19 protein-coding genes are annotated in these 19,227 nt (G+C 28.3%); 13 read left to right on the top strand and 6 right to left on the bottom strand.

Features of this window, described 5'->3' with window-relative positions:
* On the bottom strand, positions 1-1,869 hold the full coding sequence (locus AVBRAN_RS04105) for a DUF1561 family protein (RefSeq protein ID WP_239803619.1): 1,869 nt from the start codon (positions 1,867-1,869) through the stop codon (positions 1-3).
* Between the two features lie 51 nt (positions 1,870-1,920).
* On the opposite strand from AVBRAN_RS04105, the gene AVBRAN_RS04100 reads away from it, so the two are divergent.
* On the top strand, positions 1,921-2,466 hold the full coding sequence (locus tag AVBRAN_RS04100; protein WP_214120339.1) for a gamma carbonic anhydrase family protein: 546 nt from the start codon (positions 1,921-1,923) through the stop codon (positions 2,464-2,466).
* 11 nt (positions 2,467-2,477) lie between these two features.
* Here AVBRAN_RS04100 and AVBRAN_RS04095 read toward each other — a convergent pair whose 3' ends face one another.
* The 5 genes from AVBRAN_RS04095 to uvrB form a co-directional block, all read right to left on the bottom strand.
* Positions 2,478-3,257, bottom strand: coding sequence for a hypothetical protein (locus tag AVBRAN_RS04095; protein WP_239803618.1), 780 nt, complete (start codon positions 3,255-3,257; stop codon positions 2,478-2,480).
* Positions 3,254-4,015 carry an ABC transporter ATP-binding protein gene (locus tag AVBRAN_RS04090; RefSeq protein WP_214120341.1) on the bottom strand — a complete coding sequence of 254 codons (762 nt, stop codon included), beginning with the start codon at positions 4,013-4,015 and terminating at the stop codon, positions 3,254-3,256. The genes AVBRAN_RS04095 and AVBRAN_RS04090 overlap by 4 nt, the downstream gene beginning before the upstream one ends.
* Entirely contained in the window at positions 4,009-5,058 is a 1,050-nt protein-coding gene (locus AVBRAN_RS04085) for an iron ABC transporter permease (protein ID WP_239803617.1), read from the bottom strand. The genes AVBRAN_RS04090 and AVBRAN_RS04085 overlap by 7 nt, the downstream gene beginning before the upstream one ends.
* Before the next feature lie 6 nt (positions 5,059-5,064).
* Positions 5,065-6,165, bottom strand: coding sequence for an ABC transporter substrate-binding protein (locus AVBRAN_RS04080; RefSeq protein WP_239803616.1), 1,101 nt, complete (start codon positions 6,163-6,165; stop codon positions 5,065-5,067).
* 77 nt (positions 6,166-6,242) lie between these two features.
* The gene (uvrB, locus tag AVBRAN_RS04075; protein WP_239803615.1) at positions 6,243-8,210 is read right to left on the bottom strand and encodes an excinuclease ABC subunit UvrB; all 1,968 of its coding nucleotides are present in this window, start codon (positions 8,208-8,210) and stop codon (positions 6,243-6,245) included.
* A gap of 86 nt (positions 8,211-8,296) precedes the next feature.
* Here uvrB and AVBRAN_RS04070 point away from each other — a divergent pair, with 86 nt between their 5' ends.
* The 12 genes from AVBRAN_RS04070 to AVBRAN_RS04015 all read left to right on the top strand — a co-directional run bounded on the left by AVBRAN_RS04070 (position 8,297) and on the right by AVBRAN_RS04015 (position 19,223).
* A complete protein-coding gene (locus tag AVBRAN_RS04070; protein WP_214118384.1) occupies positions 8,297-8,530 on the top strand; it encodes a hypothetical protein in 234 nt (77 codons plus the stop codon).
* Positions 8,514-8,852, top strand: coding sequence for a hypothetical protein (locus AVBRAN_RS04065; RefSeq protein ID WP_214149920.1), 339 nt, complete (start codon positions 8,514-8,516; stop codon positions 8,850-8,852). The genes AVBRAN_RS04070 and AVBRAN_RS04065 overlap by 17 nt, the downstream gene beginning before the upstream one ends.
* Positions 8,836-9,291, top strand: a complete 456-nt coding sequence (locus AVBRAN_RS04060) for a type II secretion system protein (RefSeq protein ID WP_214149919.1) — start codon at positions 8,836-8,838, stop codon at positions 9,289-9,291. Before AVBRAN_RS04065 ends, AVBRAN_RS04060 begins: the two co-directional genes overlap by 17 nt.
* A gap of 1 nt (position 9,292) precedes the next feature.
* Positions 9,293-9,787, top strand: a complete 495-nt coding sequence (locus AVBRAN_RS04055) for a prepilin-type N-terminal cleavage/methylation domain-containing protein (RefSeq protein ID WP_239803614.1) — start codon at positions 9,293-9,295, stop codon at positions 9,785-9,787.
* A gap of 1 nt (position 9,788) precedes the next feature.
* The gene (locus tag AVBRAN_RS04050; RefSeq protein ID WP_239803613.1) at positions 9,789-10,418 is read left to right on the top strand and encodes a type II secretion system protein; all 630 of its coding nucleotides are present in this window, start codon (positions 9,789-9,791) and stop codon (positions 10,416-10,418) included.
* Entirely contained in the window at positions 10,418-12,268 is a 1,851-nt protein-coding gene (locus AVBRAN_RS04045) for a primosomal protein N' (protein WP_239803612.1), read from the top strand. The genes AVBRAN_RS04050 and AVBRAN_RS04045 overlap by 1 nt, the downstream gene beginning before the upstream one ends.
* A 63-nt stretch (positions 12,269-12,331) precedes the next feature.
* Positions 12,332-14,884, top strand: a complete 2,553-nt coding sequence (locus AVBRAN_RS04040; protein WP_214149915.1) for a bifunctional aconitate hydratase 2/2-methylisocitrate dehydratase — start codon at positions 12,332-12,334, stop codon at positions 14,882-14,884.
* A 124-nt stretch (positions 14,885-15,008) separates the two neighbouring features.
* Complete coding sequence (locus tag AVBRAN_RS04035) at positions 15,009-15,449, top strand: copper resistance protein CopD (protein ID WP_214118371.1); 441 nt, start codon at positions 15,009-15,011, stop codon at positions 15,447-15,449.
* A complete protein-coding gene (locus AVBRAN_RS04030) occupies positions 15,442-15,855 on the top strand; it encodes a hypothetical protein (RefSeq protein ID WP_214120517.1) in 414 nt (137 codons plus the stop codon). The genes AVBRAN_RS04035 and AVBRAN_RS04030 overlap by 8 nt, the downstream gene beginning before the upstream one ends.
* Entirely contained in the window at positions 15,852-17,048 is a 1,197-nt protein-coding gene (locus AVBRAN_RS04025) for an MFS transporter (protein ID WP_239803611.1), read from the top strand. The genes AVBRAN_RS04030 and AVBRAN_RS04025 overlap by 4 nt, the downstream gene beginning before the upstream one ends.
* Entirely contained in the window at positions 17,041-18,963 is a 1,923-nt protein-coding gene (locus AVBRAN_RS04020; protein WP_239803610.1) for a hypothetical protein, read from the top strand. The genes AVBRAN_RS04025 and AVBRAN_RS04020 overlap by 8 nt, the downstream gene beginning before the upstream one ends.
* Complete coding sequence (locus AVBRAN_RS04015) at positions 18,960-19,223, top strand: FlhB-like flagellar biosynthesis protein (RefSeq protein WP_214118364.1); 264 nt, start codon at positions 18,960-18,962, stop codon at positions 19,221-19,223. Before AVBRAN_RS04020 ends, AVBRAN_RS04015 begins: the two co-directional genes overlap by 4 nt.
* The last annotated feature ends 4 nt before the right edge of the window (positions 19,224-19,227 follow it).

Below are 19,227 nucleotides of genomic sequence, written 5' to 3'. Positions count from 1 at the left end.
TTAATTGCTAAACATAAAATCAATTTCCATTAATTCACATCTTCCATTATTGCAAGTATTTGCATTATTTGGATTTAAGAAATTACCATTACCCCTTCTAAAACTACCATCTCCAGTGCAATCAAACTGATTTAAGTATTCTCCTAATACATTATCTCTATTTCCAACTAAACCAATTAAAGCTAATGCCTCTATTTGATATCTTCCATTTGCCGTAACAGAAAGCTCTAAGCTTCTTAAATTATTAGCAGGTCTTACTAATTCTAAATATTCTTCTTCGCTTATATTTTCATTATTTGTTGGAATTACCACAACCCCGTGATTTGTAATAACTATAGGAATAGCGTGAGCTCTACCATTACTAAGGCTTACTAAAGCTATATATAAAGAACCAGCAGGAGAGCGGGTAAGTCTTATTAATTCTCTACCAATATCATCTCCAGTATAAACTGAACTTAAACTCCAATCAAATCTTGGCAATATATTTCTAGTTAAAGCCCAAATCGCCCTAACTCCTCTATGATAAATTGGCTCTCCGAATACCAACTCATTTCCCCAAAAGTTAAAAGCTCCTTGCATTAGATTATATAATGCTGGATTTCTTCTTTGAAAAGACACAAAAGGACTTCTATGCTCGCTATAATCAAATAAATAACCCTGATTATTATTTTCTAGTTCAGGATTATATGGATATACTTGAGTTAATAAAGATACTATTTCAAAAGTTTGTAGCATACAAATTCCACAAATTCCACTAGCATCATTACTACTATCACTTGTTCTTGTTATCGCATAAAGTCTTCTTATCCAATTATCATCTAAAACATTAAAATTAGCTAAGTTAAAGAAATTTAAATCTCTTTTTACTCTTCTTTCATTTCCACATTTGTGCGAATTAAATCCCGCATTTCTATAATTAAAATTCCATAAATCATACACACTACTATCAAAGAAAAATTGAGTATTCTTTAAAGAACTTCCCGCAAGATTAATTTTATAATAATCTTTTGTAACAACAAATAATCTTCCTAAATCACTGCCCCTTGCAACTTCTAAAATATTATTTTTATTATCCACTATAAAAGAACCATCAAATAGATTTAAATTCCAATAAAAATCATTCTCTCTATCTTCAAAATTACATTTCTCAAATCTTAAATAACTAGCATTTAAATTAGATAAATTGGTCTTTAAACATTCAAAATTACCATTGTTATATAAAGCAATTTTACCTGAACTAAAATCATAATAAAAATTAGTTGGATTATTTTTATTTGCATTATTTTTACCCAAATAATACTTAGTTCTAACTCCACTTGTTCTATTTTCTACATAAAAATATATTGGTGTTTTTAAAGCATAATTTACAGGTGGTGCAATAGCTTCAAGCCATTCTTTCATAACGCCTTCAAAAATTTTTATTTTATTACCAAAATTATTTTTAGTAGCCACTAATAAAAAGTTTTTTTCTGTAATTTTCATATTTGAAAATGCTTTTAAGCTAAAAGCATCATTATTAATATCAAACCATTGAGATTTATCGTTTAATACACAAGGGCGAAGTTCTACATAATCACTCCCCATCTTGCCATTTTTCATTCTATCCCCAAGCGACGCACAAACCCAGCTATCATTATATCTAAAAGCAAGTCTTTTATATACATCATATCTTGTGATACTTGAGTTCTTACAATCTTGCATACCTACTAGCAATCTTCCATCAGCTAACTTAGGGCTAAGACAAAATAATTTTCCATCGTGTGATTGAACAAATAGTCTTGAATCTTGAATTTTATCAGCCTTATGTTGAGTAATAGAATCAGCAAAAAGTATTATATTTAATAAAAATACAACTAATATTTTCTTCATATTTTCTCCTTTTTTATATCATATAATAAAAATTATTATTAAGGAAAGCAAATGTTAGTTAAATACGATAGTTTTTATCCTAATTTAAATAAATCAGTTTTTGTAGCAAATGGAGCTAAAATCATTGGAGATACTACAATTGATGAATATTCATCAATATGGTTTAATGCAGTTATTCGTGCAGATGTAGCTAATATAAAAATAGGAAAATACACAAATATCCAAGATAATTCTACAATTCATGTAGCAAGAGCTTTATATGATGAACTAGGAGTTGAGATTAGCCCTAAAACACCTTGTATAATAAAAGATTATGTAACTATAGGGCATAACTCTATAATCCACGCTTGCACGATAAATTCCAATGTATTAGTAGGAATGGGAAGTGTGATTATGGATGGGGCGGTTATTAATGAAAACTCAATAATAGGTGCAAATTCATTAGTAACTAAAAATAAAGTTTTTCCACCAAATTCATTAATTCAAGGAAGTCCTGCAAAAGTTGTTAGAGAATTAAGCAATGAAGAAATAAAAGCTATTAAAAACCAAGCTTTAGAATATGCAGAAGTTAGCAAAAAATATCTGGAAAATTCTTAAAATTAAATTCCTTAAATTTTTAAGGAATTTAAATATTTTTTCATTTTATTTGCAAAAATACTTGCAAACTCTGGTTTTTTATCAAAATATAAAGCAGGTTCAATACATTCAATTTCATTTATATAAAACCTATCAGCCAAAAATATATCACACCTTGCATAAAAGCTATCTTTTGGAATATATTTGCTAGCTAAAGATATAAGCTCATCACTTGGATTAAAATCATCTATTTTTACACCATAATTATAGTTTGCTCTAAAATCATTATTTTTAGTTCTTAAAATACTATATTGATATGCCCCTTCAAAAAATACCAAACAAGCTTCGCTATCGTGATTAATGTATTCTTGAATTAAGGCTTTATCTTTATAAAATTGTAAATTAATATCATCATTAAACCTTGCTACACCATTTCCGCTTTGACCTATTAAGGGTTTTATGATTTGATTTGGTTTTAATTTTATATCTTTAATATCTACAATATTAGATTTTACAGCGTCTTTTATATCTAGTAAATATGATTTATCTAAGTTTTTTCTAATTAATTTTGTATTATTTATCAAAATAATATTATTTAACTCACAAAAATCTAAAAATCTCAAAAACTCATCTACTTTAAGAGAATAATCCCAAACACCAAGTGGCAAAATAACACAATCTTTTAAATTCTCATACTCTTGCCACACAAAAAACTCACACTCAAAACCCAAGCTCAAAAACTCATTTTTAAGTATTCTAAGACCTATAGAGCCCTCTTTATAAATATCTTGCATTGCTATATAAATTTTCATTTTGTTCCTAAAAGTGATATTAAAGGCTTATTTTCATCAGCTAAAACATTTACATTTACATCATATAAATCTTTTAACATTTGCTTTGTGATAATGTCATTTGCTAAACCTTTTTGATAAACTAAATTTTTATGTAAAACTATAAGCTCATCGCAAAACCTTGAAGCTAAATTTAAATCGTGCAAAACAACAATACTAATTAAGTTTTTAGTATAAGTTTGCTCCTTTAAAGCTTCAAGCAATAAGCATTGATAATGCAAATCTAAAGCACTCACAGGCTCATCAAGTAATAATACTTTTGGCTCTTTTGCTAACACTTGAGCAAAACTTATCATCTGCCTTTGTCCGCCTGAAAGTGCGTTTATATTTTTATTAGCTAAATGATTAATATTTAAACCTTTCATTATATTCAATGCAAATTCTAATTCTTCATCTTTTATAAAAAGCCCTAATTTTTTTAATTTTCCAAGCAAAACTACTTCTAAAGCACTAAGATTTGCATTAGAATTAAAATCTTGCAACATATAAGCAATATTGTTTTGCCAAGATTTATAAGTTTTTTTATTTAAAATAAAATCATCTAAACTAATTTTTCCATCTGCTTTTACTCTGCCAAAAATAGCATCTAAAAGCGAACTTTTACCAGCGCCATTTGCACCTATTATTGCATATATTTTTCCATTTTCAAATTCTAAATTGATTTTATCTAATATTAAATTATTAGCTCTTTTAACATTTACATCTTTTAAGATTAGCATACCCTTCTCCTACTATAAACTATAAAAAAGAAAAATGGCACTCCAACAAAAGAAGTAACAATTCCAATAGGAAATAAAGTCCCTATTACTATAATCTTTGAAATCACAGAAGAAAAACTTAAAAATACAGCACCAATTAACATAGATGTAAGCATATAAAATCTTTGGTCTTCTCCTACGAGCATTCTAGCTATATAAGGAGATACAAGCCCAATAAATCCAATAACTCCTACAAAAGAAATAGCCGTTGCGCTCATAATTGATACAATTAGCAATGCTTTAAATCTAAGATAAGATAAATTAACGCCCAAAACTTCAGCCCTATTTTCACCTAATCTAAAAGCACACAACGCCCAACTATCCTTTATAAGTAAAATAACACAAATAATCGTAACCACTCCAACTATAATTACATTAGTCCAATTTGATTTTTGAAGTGAGCCAAAAAGCCAAAAAACAATTTGTTGAGAAATTTCAGGCGCACTTATGTATTGAACTAAGGATAATAATGATTGAAATAAAAATAAAAGCGCAATACCTACTAAAATTAACATTTCAGAACTAAAAGCTCTTGATTTTGCAAACAAAAACAAAACACTAGAACAAACCATAGTCATAGTAAATGCACCAAGTGGAACAGCAAAATAAAGACTAATTCCTGCAAATCCAAATGCAATCACAAGTGAAGCTCCAAAACCAGCCGCAGCAGCTAGTCCTAAAGTATATGGACTTGCCATAGGATTGTTAAGTAAAGTTTGAATTAATGCTCCACCATAACCTAAAGCAGCACCCACAACTAAAGCCATAACAGCCATAGGCAATCTTAATGAATGTGTGATTATATACGATGTATTATCAACTTCAATATCAATAAAAAACGCTTTTAAAATTGATTTTACAACTTCAATAGGACTTATCATAGATGGACCTACAGCTATATCACACACAAAACCCAAAATACCCAAAAATATAAAAAATACAATAATTACAATTTTTTTTCGCTCATATTTTCTATGAGCGATTATTTCTTTACTTAAATTCATCTTTTATCACTTAGCTTGGATACCAAAAGAACCTGTTGGAATTATCGGAAGATATTTTTTGTGATAATCAATATAAGTTTTAATAGGGTCTATATCTTTGAATAAATCAGGATATAAAGCTTTAGCAATAAATTGCACCATAGAAGCATCAACTAGTGTTCTACTAGCTCCTTGATATACTGCAAAAAGTCTATTATCTTTTATAGCTGGCAAACTATCCCAACCTGCTCTAGTTTTAAAACCATTTAGCCTTTTATTTGCTTCTTCTTCATTAATTCCAATACCCATTACCATAGCTTCTGGATTTTTCTTAAGTTCAGTTTCACGACCAGCAATTATTATTACATCAGGCTTACTTGCTAAAACTTCTTCAGGATGAATTGGCATCCATTTTTCTACAAGTGGTGCTGCTATATTATCCCCACCTGCAAGGTCAATTAAAGCACCCCACATATCTTTACCAAAGGTATAACTATGCTCTTTTGGACCAAGATTTCCAAATTCTATATAAATTTTTGGCTTTTTAAGATTTGCTTTTTTAATTCTTTCTTGCACATCATCAATTATGCCTTTATAAAAACTTATAAGCTCATTTGCTCTTGCTTCGTTATTTGTAATTTTTCCTATAACTTCGGTGCTTCTTATGTGTCTTTCAACACTTTCGCGGTTGTAATCAAGTATTACAATAGGAATATTTGCTTTATTAATTGGTACAAGTTGGTCTTTTATCATCTCATATTGCCAATCAGCTAATACTAATAAATCAGGTTTTAAAGATAATACCTTTTCAACCGAAAATGTACTTAGCTCAACTTCTCCAACATCAGCTATATTATTTAACTCCGGCAAGACTTTAATATAAGCGTCCCAGCTAGCAGGAGTCCAATCAGTCCAAACTTCCTTAGAAAATCCTACTACATTTTTTAAAGCGTCCTTACCACCAACTGCTAAAAAGTCAGTATAGTAAAATCCAAGAACTATTCTTTTAGCAGGTAAATCAACTTTAACTTCTCTATCTAAAACATCTTTAATTACTTCCACTTTAGCATTAGCACCAACACATAAAACACTCGCCAAAACTAAGCTTTTTAATAAGCCTTTAAACATTAGTTCTCCTTAATAATGATAATAAGAACTAATATTTTAAACAAAAAATATTAATAATAATTATTAATTTTAAAATTTTAAATACTTCTTAGTTTTTTAATCTCATCTCTATAAAACGCTGCTTGTTCAAAATCAAGCTCTTTTGCTGCTAGGTGCATTTTTTCTCTTAATTCATTTACTAATTTTGCTCGCTCGTTTGCTGGCATTTTTTCTATTTTTGATTTTTTTATAGAAACATTATCTTCGTTTTGTTTTAAAGTCTTTTCTAATTTTCGCTCAACACTTCTTGGAGTAATTCCGTGCAATTTATTATAAGCTTGTTGCAAGCTTCTTCGCTCACTCGTAATATCTATTGCTTCTTGCATTGATTTTGTGATTTTTTTAGCATATAAAATTACTTTTCCATTGACATTTCTAGCTGCTCTTCCCATTGTTTGAATTAAACTCGTAGTTGAGCGTAAAAAGCCTTCCTTATCAGCGTCTAAAATAGCTATAAGACTAACTTCAGGTAAATCAAGTCCTTCACGAAGCAAGTTAATTCCAATTAGCACATCAAAATCTGCATTTCTAAGACCAATTATTAATTCATTTCGCTCAATTGCATCAATATCTGAATGCATATATTTACATTTTATCCCTAATTCTGTGTAGTATCTTTGCAATTCTTCTGCCATTTTTTTTGTAAGTGTTGTGATTAATACACGCTCATTTCTTGCAATCACCTTTTTAATCTCATCATATAAATGCTCTATTTGGTTTTCGCTATCAATTATGCTAATTTCAGGGTCAAGCAGTCCTGTTGGACGCATAATTTGCTGATAAACACACTCACCACTAAGCTCAAGCTCTAATTCAGCAGGGGTTGCACTCACAAATAAAAAAAAGCAATCTTTATTAATAAATTCATCAAATTGTAATGGTCTATTATCTAAAGCACTTGGCAATCTAAAGCCGTATTCAACTAGCACTTCCTTTCTAGCTCTATCTCCTGCAAACATTCCCCTAAATTGTGGCAAACTAACATGGCTTTCATCTACAATTACTAAAAATGGCTTTTGTTTTATTTTAAAATAATCAAATAAAGTATAAGGAGTTTCTCCTGCATTAAGCCCACTTAAATGTCTTGAATAATTTTCTATTCCTTTAGTCATTCCTGTAGTTTCTAGCATTTCTAAATCAAATTCAACTCGCTGTTCTAAGCGTTGTGCTTCTAATAATTTGCCTTGTTTTTTAAAGTATTCTAATCTTTCATCAAGCTCATTTTTAATATCTTTACAAGCTCTTTTAAGCGTTGGAGTAGCAACTATAAATTGATTTGCAGCATAAAGTGTAAATTTATTTAAATCTTTTATTTTTTTATTATCAAAAGTATTAAAAGTATAAATTTTTTCTAATTCATCATCAAAAAATTCTAAGCGAATTGCATCATCTTCATAATAAGCTGGATAAATATCTATAATATCTCCATTTACACGGAAATTCCCCCTATCAAAAAATGCATCATTTCTACTATATCCCATAGCTACTAAATGAAGTAATAATTCTTTTTGTTTATAGCATTTGCCTATTTCAAAAAATTCTACCATATCAATATATTCAGCAGGATTTCCTAATCCATAATTAGCACTTACACTTGCAATACAAACGCAATCATCGTATGCTAAAAGCGAAGCAGTTGAGCTTAAACGAAGCCTTTCTAAATCATTATTAACCGAGCTATCTTTTTCTATAAATGTATCAGTTCTAGGAATATAAGCTTCAGGTTGATAATAATCATAATAACTTATGAAATACTCCACATGATTATTCGCAAAAAAGCCTTTAAATTCGCTATAAAGCTGAGCGCAAAGTGATTTATTATGGCTCATTATTAAAGTAGGCATTTTAAGTTTATTTATCACATTTGCCATTGTAAAAGTTTTACCCGAGCCTGTAACTCCTAAAAGAGTTTGATATTTTTGTCCGTTTTTTACACCATTTACAATCTTTTCTATTGCTTGTGCTTGATCAGGTGATGGTTTATAATTACTAATTAACTCAAACATTTTAATCCTAAAAAATAATTTTTATTATTATATTAACTATAAATAATTAAAATCACAGCTTTAAAATTTGATTAAGGATAAACAAAATGAGCGATAACATAACAAGCACACTAAGTAATAAAATAGTAGAATTAATGGAAAAATATAAATATTTAGTAAGCGAAAACGAAAGACTTATGAATGAATTAACTCAAGCAAAAGCTAAATGTGAAGCACAATCATATGAAATTAGTAAATTAGAAGAAGAATTATTAAATAAAAATCTAATTGAAGAAGAAACCTTAAAAGCAATAGAGCAAGTGCTTGGAAACAACAACTAAATTTACGATAACCTTAGGAGCTAGGGGCTATAATTTTAATGTTCCATCTAAAGAATTTTTAGCTTATTTAAATGATGATATAAATAAGCTAAAAAACCCTACAAAAAATATAGAAATACCACAATTTATTAATTTATATCTTAAAAAAAGTTACTCACACTTTCAATTAGTGCAAGAATTTGAAAAAATACAAGAAGAAAATTCACAACTTAAAGAAGAGAATTTAAATCTTAAATCAGAATTGCAAAGACAAAAAGAAGATTTAATAAATATTATAAATATTCTTAACAATAAAGGAAAAATAGATGAAAAAAGCATTTAGTATGATAGAAATGATTTTTGCTATTGCTGTTATAGGAATATTAGCAGGAATTGCAATTCCTAAAATGATGGCTAATAAAGACACAGCACATATAGTGCAATTAAAAGAGCAAGTTGAAGCTATTAGAAAAGGTATTGAAGCCTACGCTGGAAATTCTTATGTAGAAAAAGGCTTCAAAGAATATCCTACAAAATTATGCAGTAGTGGTTGTAAGGGTGCTCCTGCTTTTGCTGATGAGGTAGCAAAAGGAATTAATAGAAGAGCTAAAAATTCAGTTGGTTGGGACAACTCTGATGATGATTTATTATTTGTTACAAAACCTAAAGAAAATACAGCAGTATTTTTTAAATACGATGCAAGTGATGGAAGCTTTAAGTGTGATAAAAGCAAGGTCTTAAGCGGTTGGAAAGCAGAAGATTGCTCTATAATAGGAGAATAAGATGAAAAAAGCTATGAGTATGATGGAAATTATATTTGTAATAGTGATTATTGGTATATTAGCTGGCGTTGCTATTCCTAAATTATTTGTAGGTCGTGATGATGCACAAATATTAAAACTAAAAGAAACACTAGCTTTAATTCGTTCAGGTATAGAACAATATAAGCAAAATAGCCTTTATACAGATGGTACTTCAAAATATCCAGATGGCTTATGCTTAGACGCTAAGCGTGATAAAGGCACAACATGCCAAAATAATATGAAAAATAGCAATAGTTTTTTTGCAGCAGTATTAAAAAACCCTGTTACTTTTGGGTCTAAGCAAGGTAGTTGGGATGGTTGGACTAATAGTGTTGTAAATGAAACTTTTATTTATTATGCTGATAATAATAAAAATGGCTATGTATTTGAATACGATAAAAATAAAGGAACTTTTAAATGCCTTAATTCGTATCCAGGTGCAAAAGTTTTACCTTGTAAAAAATTAGGCGAGTAAAATGCTAGTAAATAAAAAAGCCTTTACTATGATAGAACTAATATTTGCGATAGTTATTATCGGGATATTATCGGCTGTAGCTTTACCTAATTTTTTTGATTTAAAATTTAAATCTGATATAGCTAGCTTAAAATCAGAAATTGAAGGTATTAATGGTAAAATTAACGCTCAACTACTAAAAAATGTAATGGTAGGGAAAGTGTCAAGCTATGATAATCTAGATAATTTAAATTCTTCTGGAAAACCAATTGAACCTACTAAAATTTTTACAGCTTTATTTAAAGATGGCTTAGATAGAGGAGATGAGAATAAAGGTTGGCTTTTTTTAGCAAGAACAATAGCTACAAGCAATGCAACATATTCTGCATGGACTGATTTATACAACCCAGCTTATCAAGCAGATAAAGATTTTCAAGATTACTTAGATAAAGAAAAGAAAGATAATAATCTTATAAAAGATGAGAAAATGGAACTATATAGATACACATTTAATTCTAATATATATTATAAATTTATTTATAGAAGTATAAAATCAGAATTAATATGCGTAGAAGCAGTATGTAATAAATGTAATAGTAAAAGAATTGATTCAATTAATAATATGATTCCTTGTATCAAAAAAGCTTCTTGATGAATTATTATAAAGTAGCGATTTTAGGACATAATTTAGAAACTTTAACCTATGAAAGTGATGAGGAAATTAAACCATTTTCAAAGGTTGAAGTAAAATTACATAATAAAAATTGTCTTGCAATTGTTATTAATAAATGTGAAAAGCCAACTTTTAACACCAAACAAATAATAAGTATTTTCAATGAATTTCTAACTGATAATCAAATGAAATTAGCAGAATTTATGAGTAAATATTACGCTGCTAATATATCTTTATGTCTTGATAGTTTTATACTAAGCAAAAATATATCTAATACTAAAAATAATTTGAATATAGATATAAATTTAAAACTAAATGAAAAACAACTTTTGTGTCTAAATAGCTTACAAAATAATAAAATGAATTTGGTTTTTGGAGATACAGGAAGTGGAAAAACTGAAATATATGCAAAATTAATTCAAGAATGCCTTAATGAAGGAAAACAAGCATTGTTTTTAATGCCAGAAATCAGCCTAACTCCACAAATGCAAAAAAGAATGAAAGTATATTTTAAAGATTTATTCATTACTTGGCATAGCAAAATTACTAAGGCTAACAAACAAAAAGATTTAATAGAATTTGAATTAGGAAATAAGCCTTTAGTAATTGGTGCTAGGTCGGCACTTTTTTTACCTTTTAGTAATTTAGGGTTAATTATCGTAGATGAAGAACACGATAATTCGTATAAATCTTCAAAATATCCATGTTATAACGCAAGAGATTTGGCAATTTATCTAGCAAGTATTACAAATGCAAAAATCATTTTAGGCTCTGCTACACCAAGCCTTCAAAGTTTTTATAATCAAAATATAAATAAATTTAGATTAAAAGGCACATATTTTCAAAGCGAAAAAGAAATTCTTTTTGACGATAGTCTTGAGACACCTAGCTCTAATTTACTTGATTTATTAGAAGATAATTTAAATAAAAAAGAGCAAAGTATGATATTTTTGCCAGTGCGTGGTAATTATCGTCAAGTTGTATGCAAGGATTGTAATTCAAGAAAAGTTTGTCCTAATTGCTCTGTGGCAATGAGTTTACATAATAAAACATATAAATGCCATTATTGTGGTAAAAAAGAGTATTTAAAAAATACCTGTGATAACTGCGGTAGCGAAATATTAGAAAGTAAAATAATAGGAACAGCTCAATTATGCGAAGAATTAAAAAAGGCTTTACCTAATGCAAATATTGCAAAATTAGATAGCGATGAATTAAGCTCGGCAACTAAACTTAAAGAAATACTAGAAGAATTTGAATTAGGAAATATAGATATTTTAGTAGGAACTCAACTAATATCAAAAGGACACGATTATAAAAATGTTACATTTTGTGCTATTTTAGGACTTGATGAATATTTATTCTACCCTGATTATAAAGCTCGTGAAAATACACTTGCCCTTGCTATTCAAGTAGCTGGTCGTGCAGGAAGAAGCAAAAAAGCTAAAGTGTTAATAAATACTCAAAATAAAGATTTTTTTGAAAAATACTTGCAAAATTATGATGAATTTTTAGAAGATGAGAAATTTTTTAGAACTAATTATCCACCATTCAAAAGACTATTAAGATTAATTATTGCATCAAAAAATGAAATAGAAGCAAGTAATTTATGTGAAGACTTGGCAAATCATTTAAAAAATAGCAAAGAAAACGATAATGATTATGAAATAATAGGCTATGGAAAATGTGCTATAGAAAAAATTAACAATAATTATAGATATTATATTTTGCTCCGTTCAAATAAAAAAATGTTACTAAGTAACCTAGCCTTGCACTACAAACAGTTACAAAAAGTAACAATTGATATAGACCCTATACATTTTTCTTGACAAAACTACTTTTTTATTATCTAAAGCATTTATAATCTTTTTAAAAATTTTAAAGGAGTTAATATGGCATTTTTAGAAGAATACCAAAAATTAGTTGAAGAGCGTGCTGCTCTTAATGTCCCTGCATTGGTTTTAAATGTAGCTCAGACAAAACAATTATGTGAGCTTTTAGAAAACAACGATAAAAATAGCGAAAAATTAAAAGATTTATTAGCTAATCGTGTTGGTGTTGGTGTTGATGATTCTGCGCTTATTAAATGTGATTTCTTAGAAAAAATACTATTTAACAATAGTAAATGCACCTGTATAAATAAATCTGAAGCAATATCAATGCTAAGCACAATGCTTGGAGGTTATAATGTAAGAGTATTACTTAAAGCTTTAGAAAACAATGAAATTGCAGAACTTGCTGCAAATGCTTTAACTAATATTATTTTCGTTCATGATGGTTTTGATAAAGTTGCTGAATTACATAAAAAAGGAAATAAATTCGCAACCAAAGTTCTAACAAGTTGGGCTAATGCAGAATGGTTTATTAAAAGACCTGAAGTAGCATCTGAAATTGAATGCGTTTGCTTTAAAGTAAATGGAGAAACAAATACAGATGATTTAAGTCCAGCAAGTGAAGCATTTACTAGAAGTGATATTCCTTTACACGCACAAGCAATGCTAGTTAGAAGACAACCAGGTAGTATTGAAAAAATAGAAGAACTTAAAAAATCTGGCATTCAAGTAGCTTATGTAGGTGATGTTGTAGGAACTGGCTCAAGCCGTAAATCAGCAATAAATTCAGTTCAATGGCACATAGGTGAAGATATAAAAGGAGTTCCAAATAAACGCACAGGCGGTGTGATTTTAGGACAAACTATTGCTCCAATTTTTTTCAATACCGCTCAAGATAGTGGTGCTTTACCAATAGTTTGTGATGTTACAAATCTTGAAATGGGAGATAGATTTGTTGTTGATATTGCAAACGGACAAATTAAAAAAGATGGTAAAGTTGTTTCAACTTTTGAAATAAATCCAAATACTCTTTTAGACGAAGTTCGTGCAGGTGGCAGAATTCCACTAATCGTAGGTCGTGGATTATGTGCTAAAGCTAGAGATGTTTTAGGTATGCCAAAAGAAGAAATATTTAAAAAACCATCTCAACCTGAAGTAAAAGTTAAAGGTTATACATTAGCTCAAAAAATGTTAGGTCGTGCTTGTGGTTTAGAAGGCGTTGTTCCTGGAATGTATATAGAGCCAAAAACTACAACAGTTGGTAGTCAAGATACAACAGGACCAATGACAAGAGATGAGATTAAAGAACTTGCTAGCTTAGGATTTAATGCTGATTTTGTATTACAAAGTTTTTGCCATACAGCAGCATATCCTAAATCAAGCGATGTAACAACACACACAACATTACCACATTTTATGAGTTCAAGAGGTGGGGTTTCACTTAAACCAGGTGATGGGGTAATTCATAGTTGGCTAAATCGTTTTGCTATGCCTGATGAAGTTGGAACTGGAGCTGATTCACATACAAGATTTCCAATAGGTATTAGTTTTCCTGCAGGTTCAGGACTTGTAGCATTTGCTGCTGTAACAGGTGCTATGCCACTTAATGTGCCTGAGAGTATTTTAGTTCGTTTTAAAGGCGAATTACAACCTGGTGTTACATTAAGAGATTTAGTAAATGCAATTCCTTATGTAGCTATAAAAGAAGGTTATTTAACGGTTGAGAAAAAAGGCAAAAAGAATATTTTTGCTGGTAAAGTTTTAGAAATTGAAGGCTTAGAAAATCTAAAAGTAGAACAAGCATTTGAATTAAGCGACGCAAGTGCTGAAAGAAGCGCAGCTGCATGTTGTGTTAATTTAAGTAAAGAAAGCATAGCTGAATATTTAAATTCTAACATAAGCTTAATTGATGCTATGATTGAAGCTGGATATGAAGATAAAAATACACTTTTAAGAAGAAAAGCTAGAATGCAAGAATGGCTTAATAATCCTACATTATTAAGAGCTGATAAAGACGCTAGTTATGAGCATATTTTTGAAATAGATTTAAATACTATAAAAGAGCCTATCCTAGCTTGTCCAAACGACCCTGATGATGTAGCAACTCTTAGTGAAGTATTAGCAGATAGCAAACGCCCACAAAATATTGATGAAGTATTTGTTGGTTCTTGTATGACAAATATAGGACATTATAGAGCTTTAGGAGAAGTTATTAAAGGTAAAGGTATGCTTAAAACTCGTCTATGGGTAGCACCTCCAACAAAAATGGATAAAGCTCAACTAACAAAAGAAGGATATTATTCAATTTATGGTGCAGCAGGTGCTAGAATTGAAGTTCCAGGATGTAGCTTATGTATGGGTAACCAAGCTCGTGTAAATGATGGAGCTGTTGTGTTTAGTACAAGCACAAGAAACTTTGATAACAGAATGGGTATAGGCGCTCAAGTTTATTTAGGTAGCGCTGAATTAGCTGCTGTTTGTGCTTTACTTGGTCGCTTACCAAACCCAAGCGAATATTTAGAATTAGTAAATGATAAAATAAGCGATAGCAAAAAAGCTAATATCTACAAATATCTAAACTTCAATGAAATTGAAAACTTTAAAGTAGATTAATAATCTAGGGCATTTTGCCCTAGAACAATTTATTAATAAACTTTTATAATAATTAAGCTAAATCAATAAAACAAACAAAAAAGACAAATATAATCTCATTTAAAAATATTATGAAAGGATTTTTATGGAAAGTTTATATCCATTTGCACTTATTATTCACATTTTTTGTGCGATTATTTTTGTTGGTTATTTGTTTTTTGATGTTGTTATATTTAGTCGTGCTAAGAAAAATCTAAGCCAAGAATTAGCACAACAAATTCAAGAAAGCATAACTAAAAGAGCTATTAAGATTATGCCAATTTGTGTAGTATTATTAATACTTACAGGCGGTATGATGATGAGTAGATGGGTTGGTAGCGAGATTGGCTTTTTTGACACTACATTTCAGAAAATTTTTATGCTAAAAGTTGCTTTTGCAAGCTTAATTTTTATAATGGTAGCTATTAGTTTAATTTTCAAATTCGTAATCAAAAAACCAAATCCTTTAAACAAAATAATACACCCACTAGCATTAACTCTAGCTATTCTTATTGTGCTTTGTGCTAAGTTAATGTTTTATGTATAAATTAGTAATATCTTTAATATTTTTTAATATAGCTTTATGTTTATACTTTGCTAGTTTAGATGCTTTTTATAGTATCCAACTAGCATTTTATGCTAATTTAATAATTCCATTTCTAAGCTATTTAAGCCTTAAAAAATCATTACCTAAATTCCAAATTGCTAATACACCTAGATTTTTTATACAAAATACAAACCCTATTTATATACCAAAAAAAGGAATTAAAGAGAATTTTAAAGCAATTAAACATTATAAAATATTTATAAATATATATAAATTTTTAGCCTATGTTTTTTTTATAATACTCGTATTAATATTAATTAATAATAAGCTTTTTAATATAATTGCTTTTTTTGCAAGTTCTTTTGTAATAATTTTAAACTTATTATTAGTAAGGATATTTAAATGATAAAAACAATCAACTCTTTAAGAGCATTATTATTTGCATCTTTGCTATTGTTTGTAGGAAATTCTTTTTTACTAAGCTCAAATTCTATACTACTAAAAAATCTTGGATATGATGAATTTTATGTAGGATTAGTAAGTTCAAGCATATATTTTGGTGCATTAATTAGTACATTTTTTTCTCATAGTCTAATTCAAAAAGTAGGACATATTAGAAGTTTTGGTTTTTTTACTTCACTATTTGCTATAGCTGCAATTTTGCATATATTTACAAAAGAAATATATTTTTGGGCTATTTTAAGATTTACAATAGGATTTTCATACTATACATTATTAGTAATTATTGAATCTTGGATAAATCAAAAATCAAAAAACGAAATTCGCTCACGAATGCTTTCAATTTATGAAATAGTATTTTATTCTGGTTTTGCCATAGGAGTATTATTGTTATATTTTGAACCAGATTACAATAATGTATTTATAATAGCTGTTATAGTGATTTTATTATGTTCGTTACCGCTTAATTTGTTAAAAATCAAACAACCTATCCTTAAAGAAAGGCGTAAAATCAGTATCCCAAATATTTTTAATGTATCAAAACTAGCATTTATATCAGCATTTGTTGGTGGCTTTTTAATGAATGGATTTTTTTCTATGTCTCAGACATATTTTCTAGCATTAAATTACAATATTCAAGATATATCTTTGCTAATTTTCACAGCAATGTTAGGCGGATTTATAGCACAATTATTTATAGGTAAATTTTCTGATACTTATGGTAGAAAAATAGCGATTTTATCTTGCGTAATACTTGCATTTTTTGCAAGTTTAGGGCTATATTTTTTAGCAAGTAACAAAATTGCTATATTTATTTTATGCTTTTTCCTTGGAATGGGTCTTTTTTGTGTATATGCTTTAGCACTTGCAAGGGCTAGTGATAGAGCAAAAGAAAGCTCGCAAATGCTTGAAATCGGAAGAACGCTAATGTTTGCTTATGTATCAAGCTCTGTTTTATCTCCTATAATTTTAGGATTTATGATAAGTAATTTTGGAGCTAATGCTTATATTTTAATTTATATAGTTTTATTGTTTTTCTTAGCTATTTTTACTCTTACCCAACCAAAAATTGACGCTGTAAATAGAATAGAATTTGAGCAAAAACCAAGTCAATTTGTGCATTTAGGCAACGATGAATAATATAAATACGACTTTAAATTCTTTAGTAAATAGTGATTTAGGGCTAAAGCAACAAGGGAATTTAAAACCCAATGTAAAAGATACAAAAGATATTAAAGAACCCTTAAAAGAAGGTAGTTCATTAATAAACGAAGCCTTAAGCGAAGATGAAACACTAGAACTAGGTCTTAAAAAAATCGTAAATAAATTACTTGATGGAATAAAATCAAGTAAAGATTTAAACCAACTAGGCGAAAATGCAAAAAACATAAATATTTCAAAAAATATCGCTCAAGATATTAAAGAATTAAAAGCAATTTTAAGCAAGGATAAGGATTTAGAAGTATTTGTAAATAAACTTGATAATTTATTAAATACCAAAATGCAAGATTCAAAAGCCTTATTTCAAGCTTTAAATAATTCAGGAGTATTTTTAGAGAGCAAACTAAGAGCTAATCTAAACGAACAAGCCTTACCACAAAGCTTTTTTAGGCTTATTTCATTTATGAAAAATATCAAAACAAGTGATTTAAAAAGTGAGATTTTTAAACTCGGTCAAGAGCAAATGAGTGCCGAAAAATCCCTTGAAAAATTAGAAAATTTTATAAATCAAAAATTAGAAAATAAATCAACCACTACCCCTGTTATAAAAACTTTAGAATTATTAAAAAACGCTAGAGCGTATTTGCAAAAAAATACCGAACCACTAAAACTAATTGAAGTAGCAAATAAGTTAGAAGATAAAATCAATAAAGAAATAAAAAACCTAATAAATATTGAAGTTAAAAACGATAAAGTAAAAAGTATATTACCAAAATTAGCAAGTTTAAAAGCTGATATTCAAAACATAAAAAATCTAGCAAAAGAAATCATAAACAACCCATCAAATGTGCAAAATAATTATAAAATTTCAAATAATGAGAATAATATTTTAAGCAAACTTGAAAATATTAAAGAAATTCTAAAAAATAATAATGATATTTATACTAAAGATACTAATAAAATTGAAATAAAAACAACAAAAGAATTTGAAAATAAGGAAAATCAAAAAATCAATAATTTAAATTCTAAAACCACAGATGATAAAATAAAAGCTACTGAAAAACCTATAGAAAAATCAAGTGAAGATATAAAAAGTGATTTAAAAGCTTTACAAGATATAACAAAATCTCAAGATATTAAACAAGAATTAAAGTTGTTAAACAATCCAGAAATCAAACAAGCAATCAATCAAAACAATACAATAAGTTCTATTTTAAATAGTGAGAATTTGAGTTTGCAAAATAAAATTGAAAGTTTGACAAAATTACTAAGTGCTAATTTAAAAAATGAAGAAAGTTTTAAAAATTATATAAATACTCAAGAAATAAAAAGCCTAAAAACTCACTTAAATCAAGCCAAAAAAGATATAAATCAGGTTGTAACTAGAACTGCAGAACATATAAACAACTCCATTTCAAATGATGCTAAATCAATACTGCTTCAAACTTCAAAAGTAGCTTTAGCAAAAGATAATAAAATAGCCTATGATATGAGCCAAAAACTATTAAATCAAATAGAATTAAATCAAATAATATCAGTTGCAAATAATGAGGTAAATACATACTTACCCTACTCTTTAGATGATTTAGATGAATCAAATATCAGTTTTAAAAGTGATAGCGAAGATAAATTTTACGCACAAATTAAGCTGAAATTTAAAAGACTTGGAGCTATTAATATTATGCTTGGTTTAAATCAAGATAAATATTTAGATATTAATATGATGATAGAAAATGATAATTTTAGAGAAATCTTAATCAATCACGCAAGGGGTTTTAAAAAAGATTTAAGAAAAGCTGGTTTAATTACTTCTAATTTCTTTATTAGTAAATTAAGAGAGAGCAAATACGAAGATGAATATACATTAGACTTAGGATTTAATAAAAAAGTATGAGTAAGATAAGAAAAGCCCTAGCCTTAGGCTATAACAAAGATAAAAATAATGCTCCAAAAGTAATGGCAACAGGTAGCGGAGAAATTGCCGAAAGAATTATAAAATTAGCTAACGAGCATAATATTCCTATTAAAGAAGATGAAGAATTATGTGAAGTATTAAGCAAATTAGAATTAGGAGAAGAAATTCCACCTGCAATGTATAAGGCTGTTGCAGAAGTATTTTCATTCATTTATAGAATGTCAAAAGAAATGAAATGATTAT

The sequence above is a fragment of the Campylobacter sp. RM12651 genome (assembly GCF_022369475.1).
Lineage (GTDB): Bacteria > Campylobacterota > Campylobacteria > Campylobacterales > Campylobacteraceae > Campylobacter_E.
Note: the sequence above shows the minus strand (reverse complement) of the source record. Positions and strands in the feature narration are given on the sequence as shown.

What these genes read in the sequence shown, in the direction of transcription:
- AVBRAN_RS04095 (WP_239803618.1), bottom strand. Translation starts at nt 3,257, where the DNA reads ATGAAAATTTATATAGCAATGCAAGATATTTATAAAGAGGGCTCTATA.
- AVBRAN_RS04085 (WP_239803617.1), bottom strand. Translation starts at nt 5,058, where the DNA reads ATGAATTTAAGTAAAGAAATAATCGCTCATAGAAAATATGAGCGAAAA.
- AVBRAN_RS04050 (WP_239803613.1), top strand. Translation starts at nt 9,789, where the DNA reads ATGCTAGTAAATAAAAAAGCCTTTACTATGATAGAACTAATATTTGCG.
- AVBRAN_RS04070 (WP_214118384.1), top strand. Translation starts at nt 8,297, where the DNA reads ATGAGCGATAACATAACAAGCACACTAAGTAATAAAATAGTAGAATTA.
- AVBRAN_RS04055 (WP_239803614.1), top strand. Translation starts at nt 9,293, where the DNA reads ATGAAAAAAGCTATGAGTATGATGGAAATTATATTTGTAATAGTGATT.
- AVBRAN_RS04025 (WP_239803611.1), top strand. Translation starts at nt 15,852, where the DNA reads ATGATAAAAACAATCAACTCTTTAAGAGCATTATTATTTGCATCTTTG.
- AVBRAN_RS04030 (WP_214120517.1), top strand. Translation starts at nt 15,442, where the DNA reads ATGTATAAATTAGTAATATCTTTAATATTTTTTAATATAGCTTTATGT.
- AVBRAN_RS04040 (WP_214149915.1), top strand. Translation starts at nt 12,332, where the DNA reads ATGGCATTTTTAGAAGAATACCAAAAATTAGTTGAAGAGCGTGCTGCT.
- AVBRAN_RS04080 (WP_239803616.1), bottom strand. Translation starts at nt 6,165, where the DNA reads ATGTTTAAAGGCTTATTAAAAAGCTTAGTTTTGGCGAGTGTTTTATGT.
- AVBRAN_RS04090 (WP_214120341.1), bottom strand. Translation starts at nt 4,015, where the DNA reads ATGCTAATCTTAAAAGATGTAAATGTTAAAAGAGCTAATAATTTAATA.
- AVBRAN_RS04020 (WP_239803610.1), top strand. Translation starts at nt 17,041, where the DNA reads ATGAATAATATAAATACGACTTTAAATTCTTTAGTAAATAGTGATTTA.
- AVBRAN_RS04015 (WP_214118364.1), top strand. Translation starts at nt 18,960, where the DNA reads ATGAGTAAGATAAGAAAAGCCCTAGCCTTAGGCTATAACAAAGATAAA.
- AVBRAN_RS04060 (WP_214149919.1), top strand. Translation starts at nt 8,836, where the DNA reads ATGAAAAAAGCATTTAGTATGATAGAAATGATTTTTGCTATTGCTGTT.
- AVBRAN_RS04105 (WP_239803619.1), bottom strand. Translation starts at nt 1,869, where the DNA reads ATGAAGAAAATATTAGTTGTATTTTTATTAAATATAATACTTTTTGCT.
- AVBRAN_RS04045 (WP_239803612.1), top strand. Translation starts at nt 10,418, where the DNA reads ATGAATTATTATAAAGTAGCGATTTTAGGACATAATTTAGAAACTTTA.
- AVBRAN_RS04100 (WP_214120339.1), top strand. Translation starts at nt 1,921, where the DNA reads ATGTTAGTTAAATACGATAGTTTTTATCCTAATTTAAATAAATCAGTT.
- AVBRAN_RS04035 (WP_214118371.1), top strand. Translation starts at nt 15,009, where the DNA reads ATGGAAAGTTTATATCCATTTGCACTTATTATTCACATTTTTTGTGCG.
- uvrB (WP_239803615.1), bottom strand. Translation starts at nt 8,210, where the DNA reads ATGTTTGAGTTAATTAGTAATTATAAACCATCACCTGATCAAGCACAA.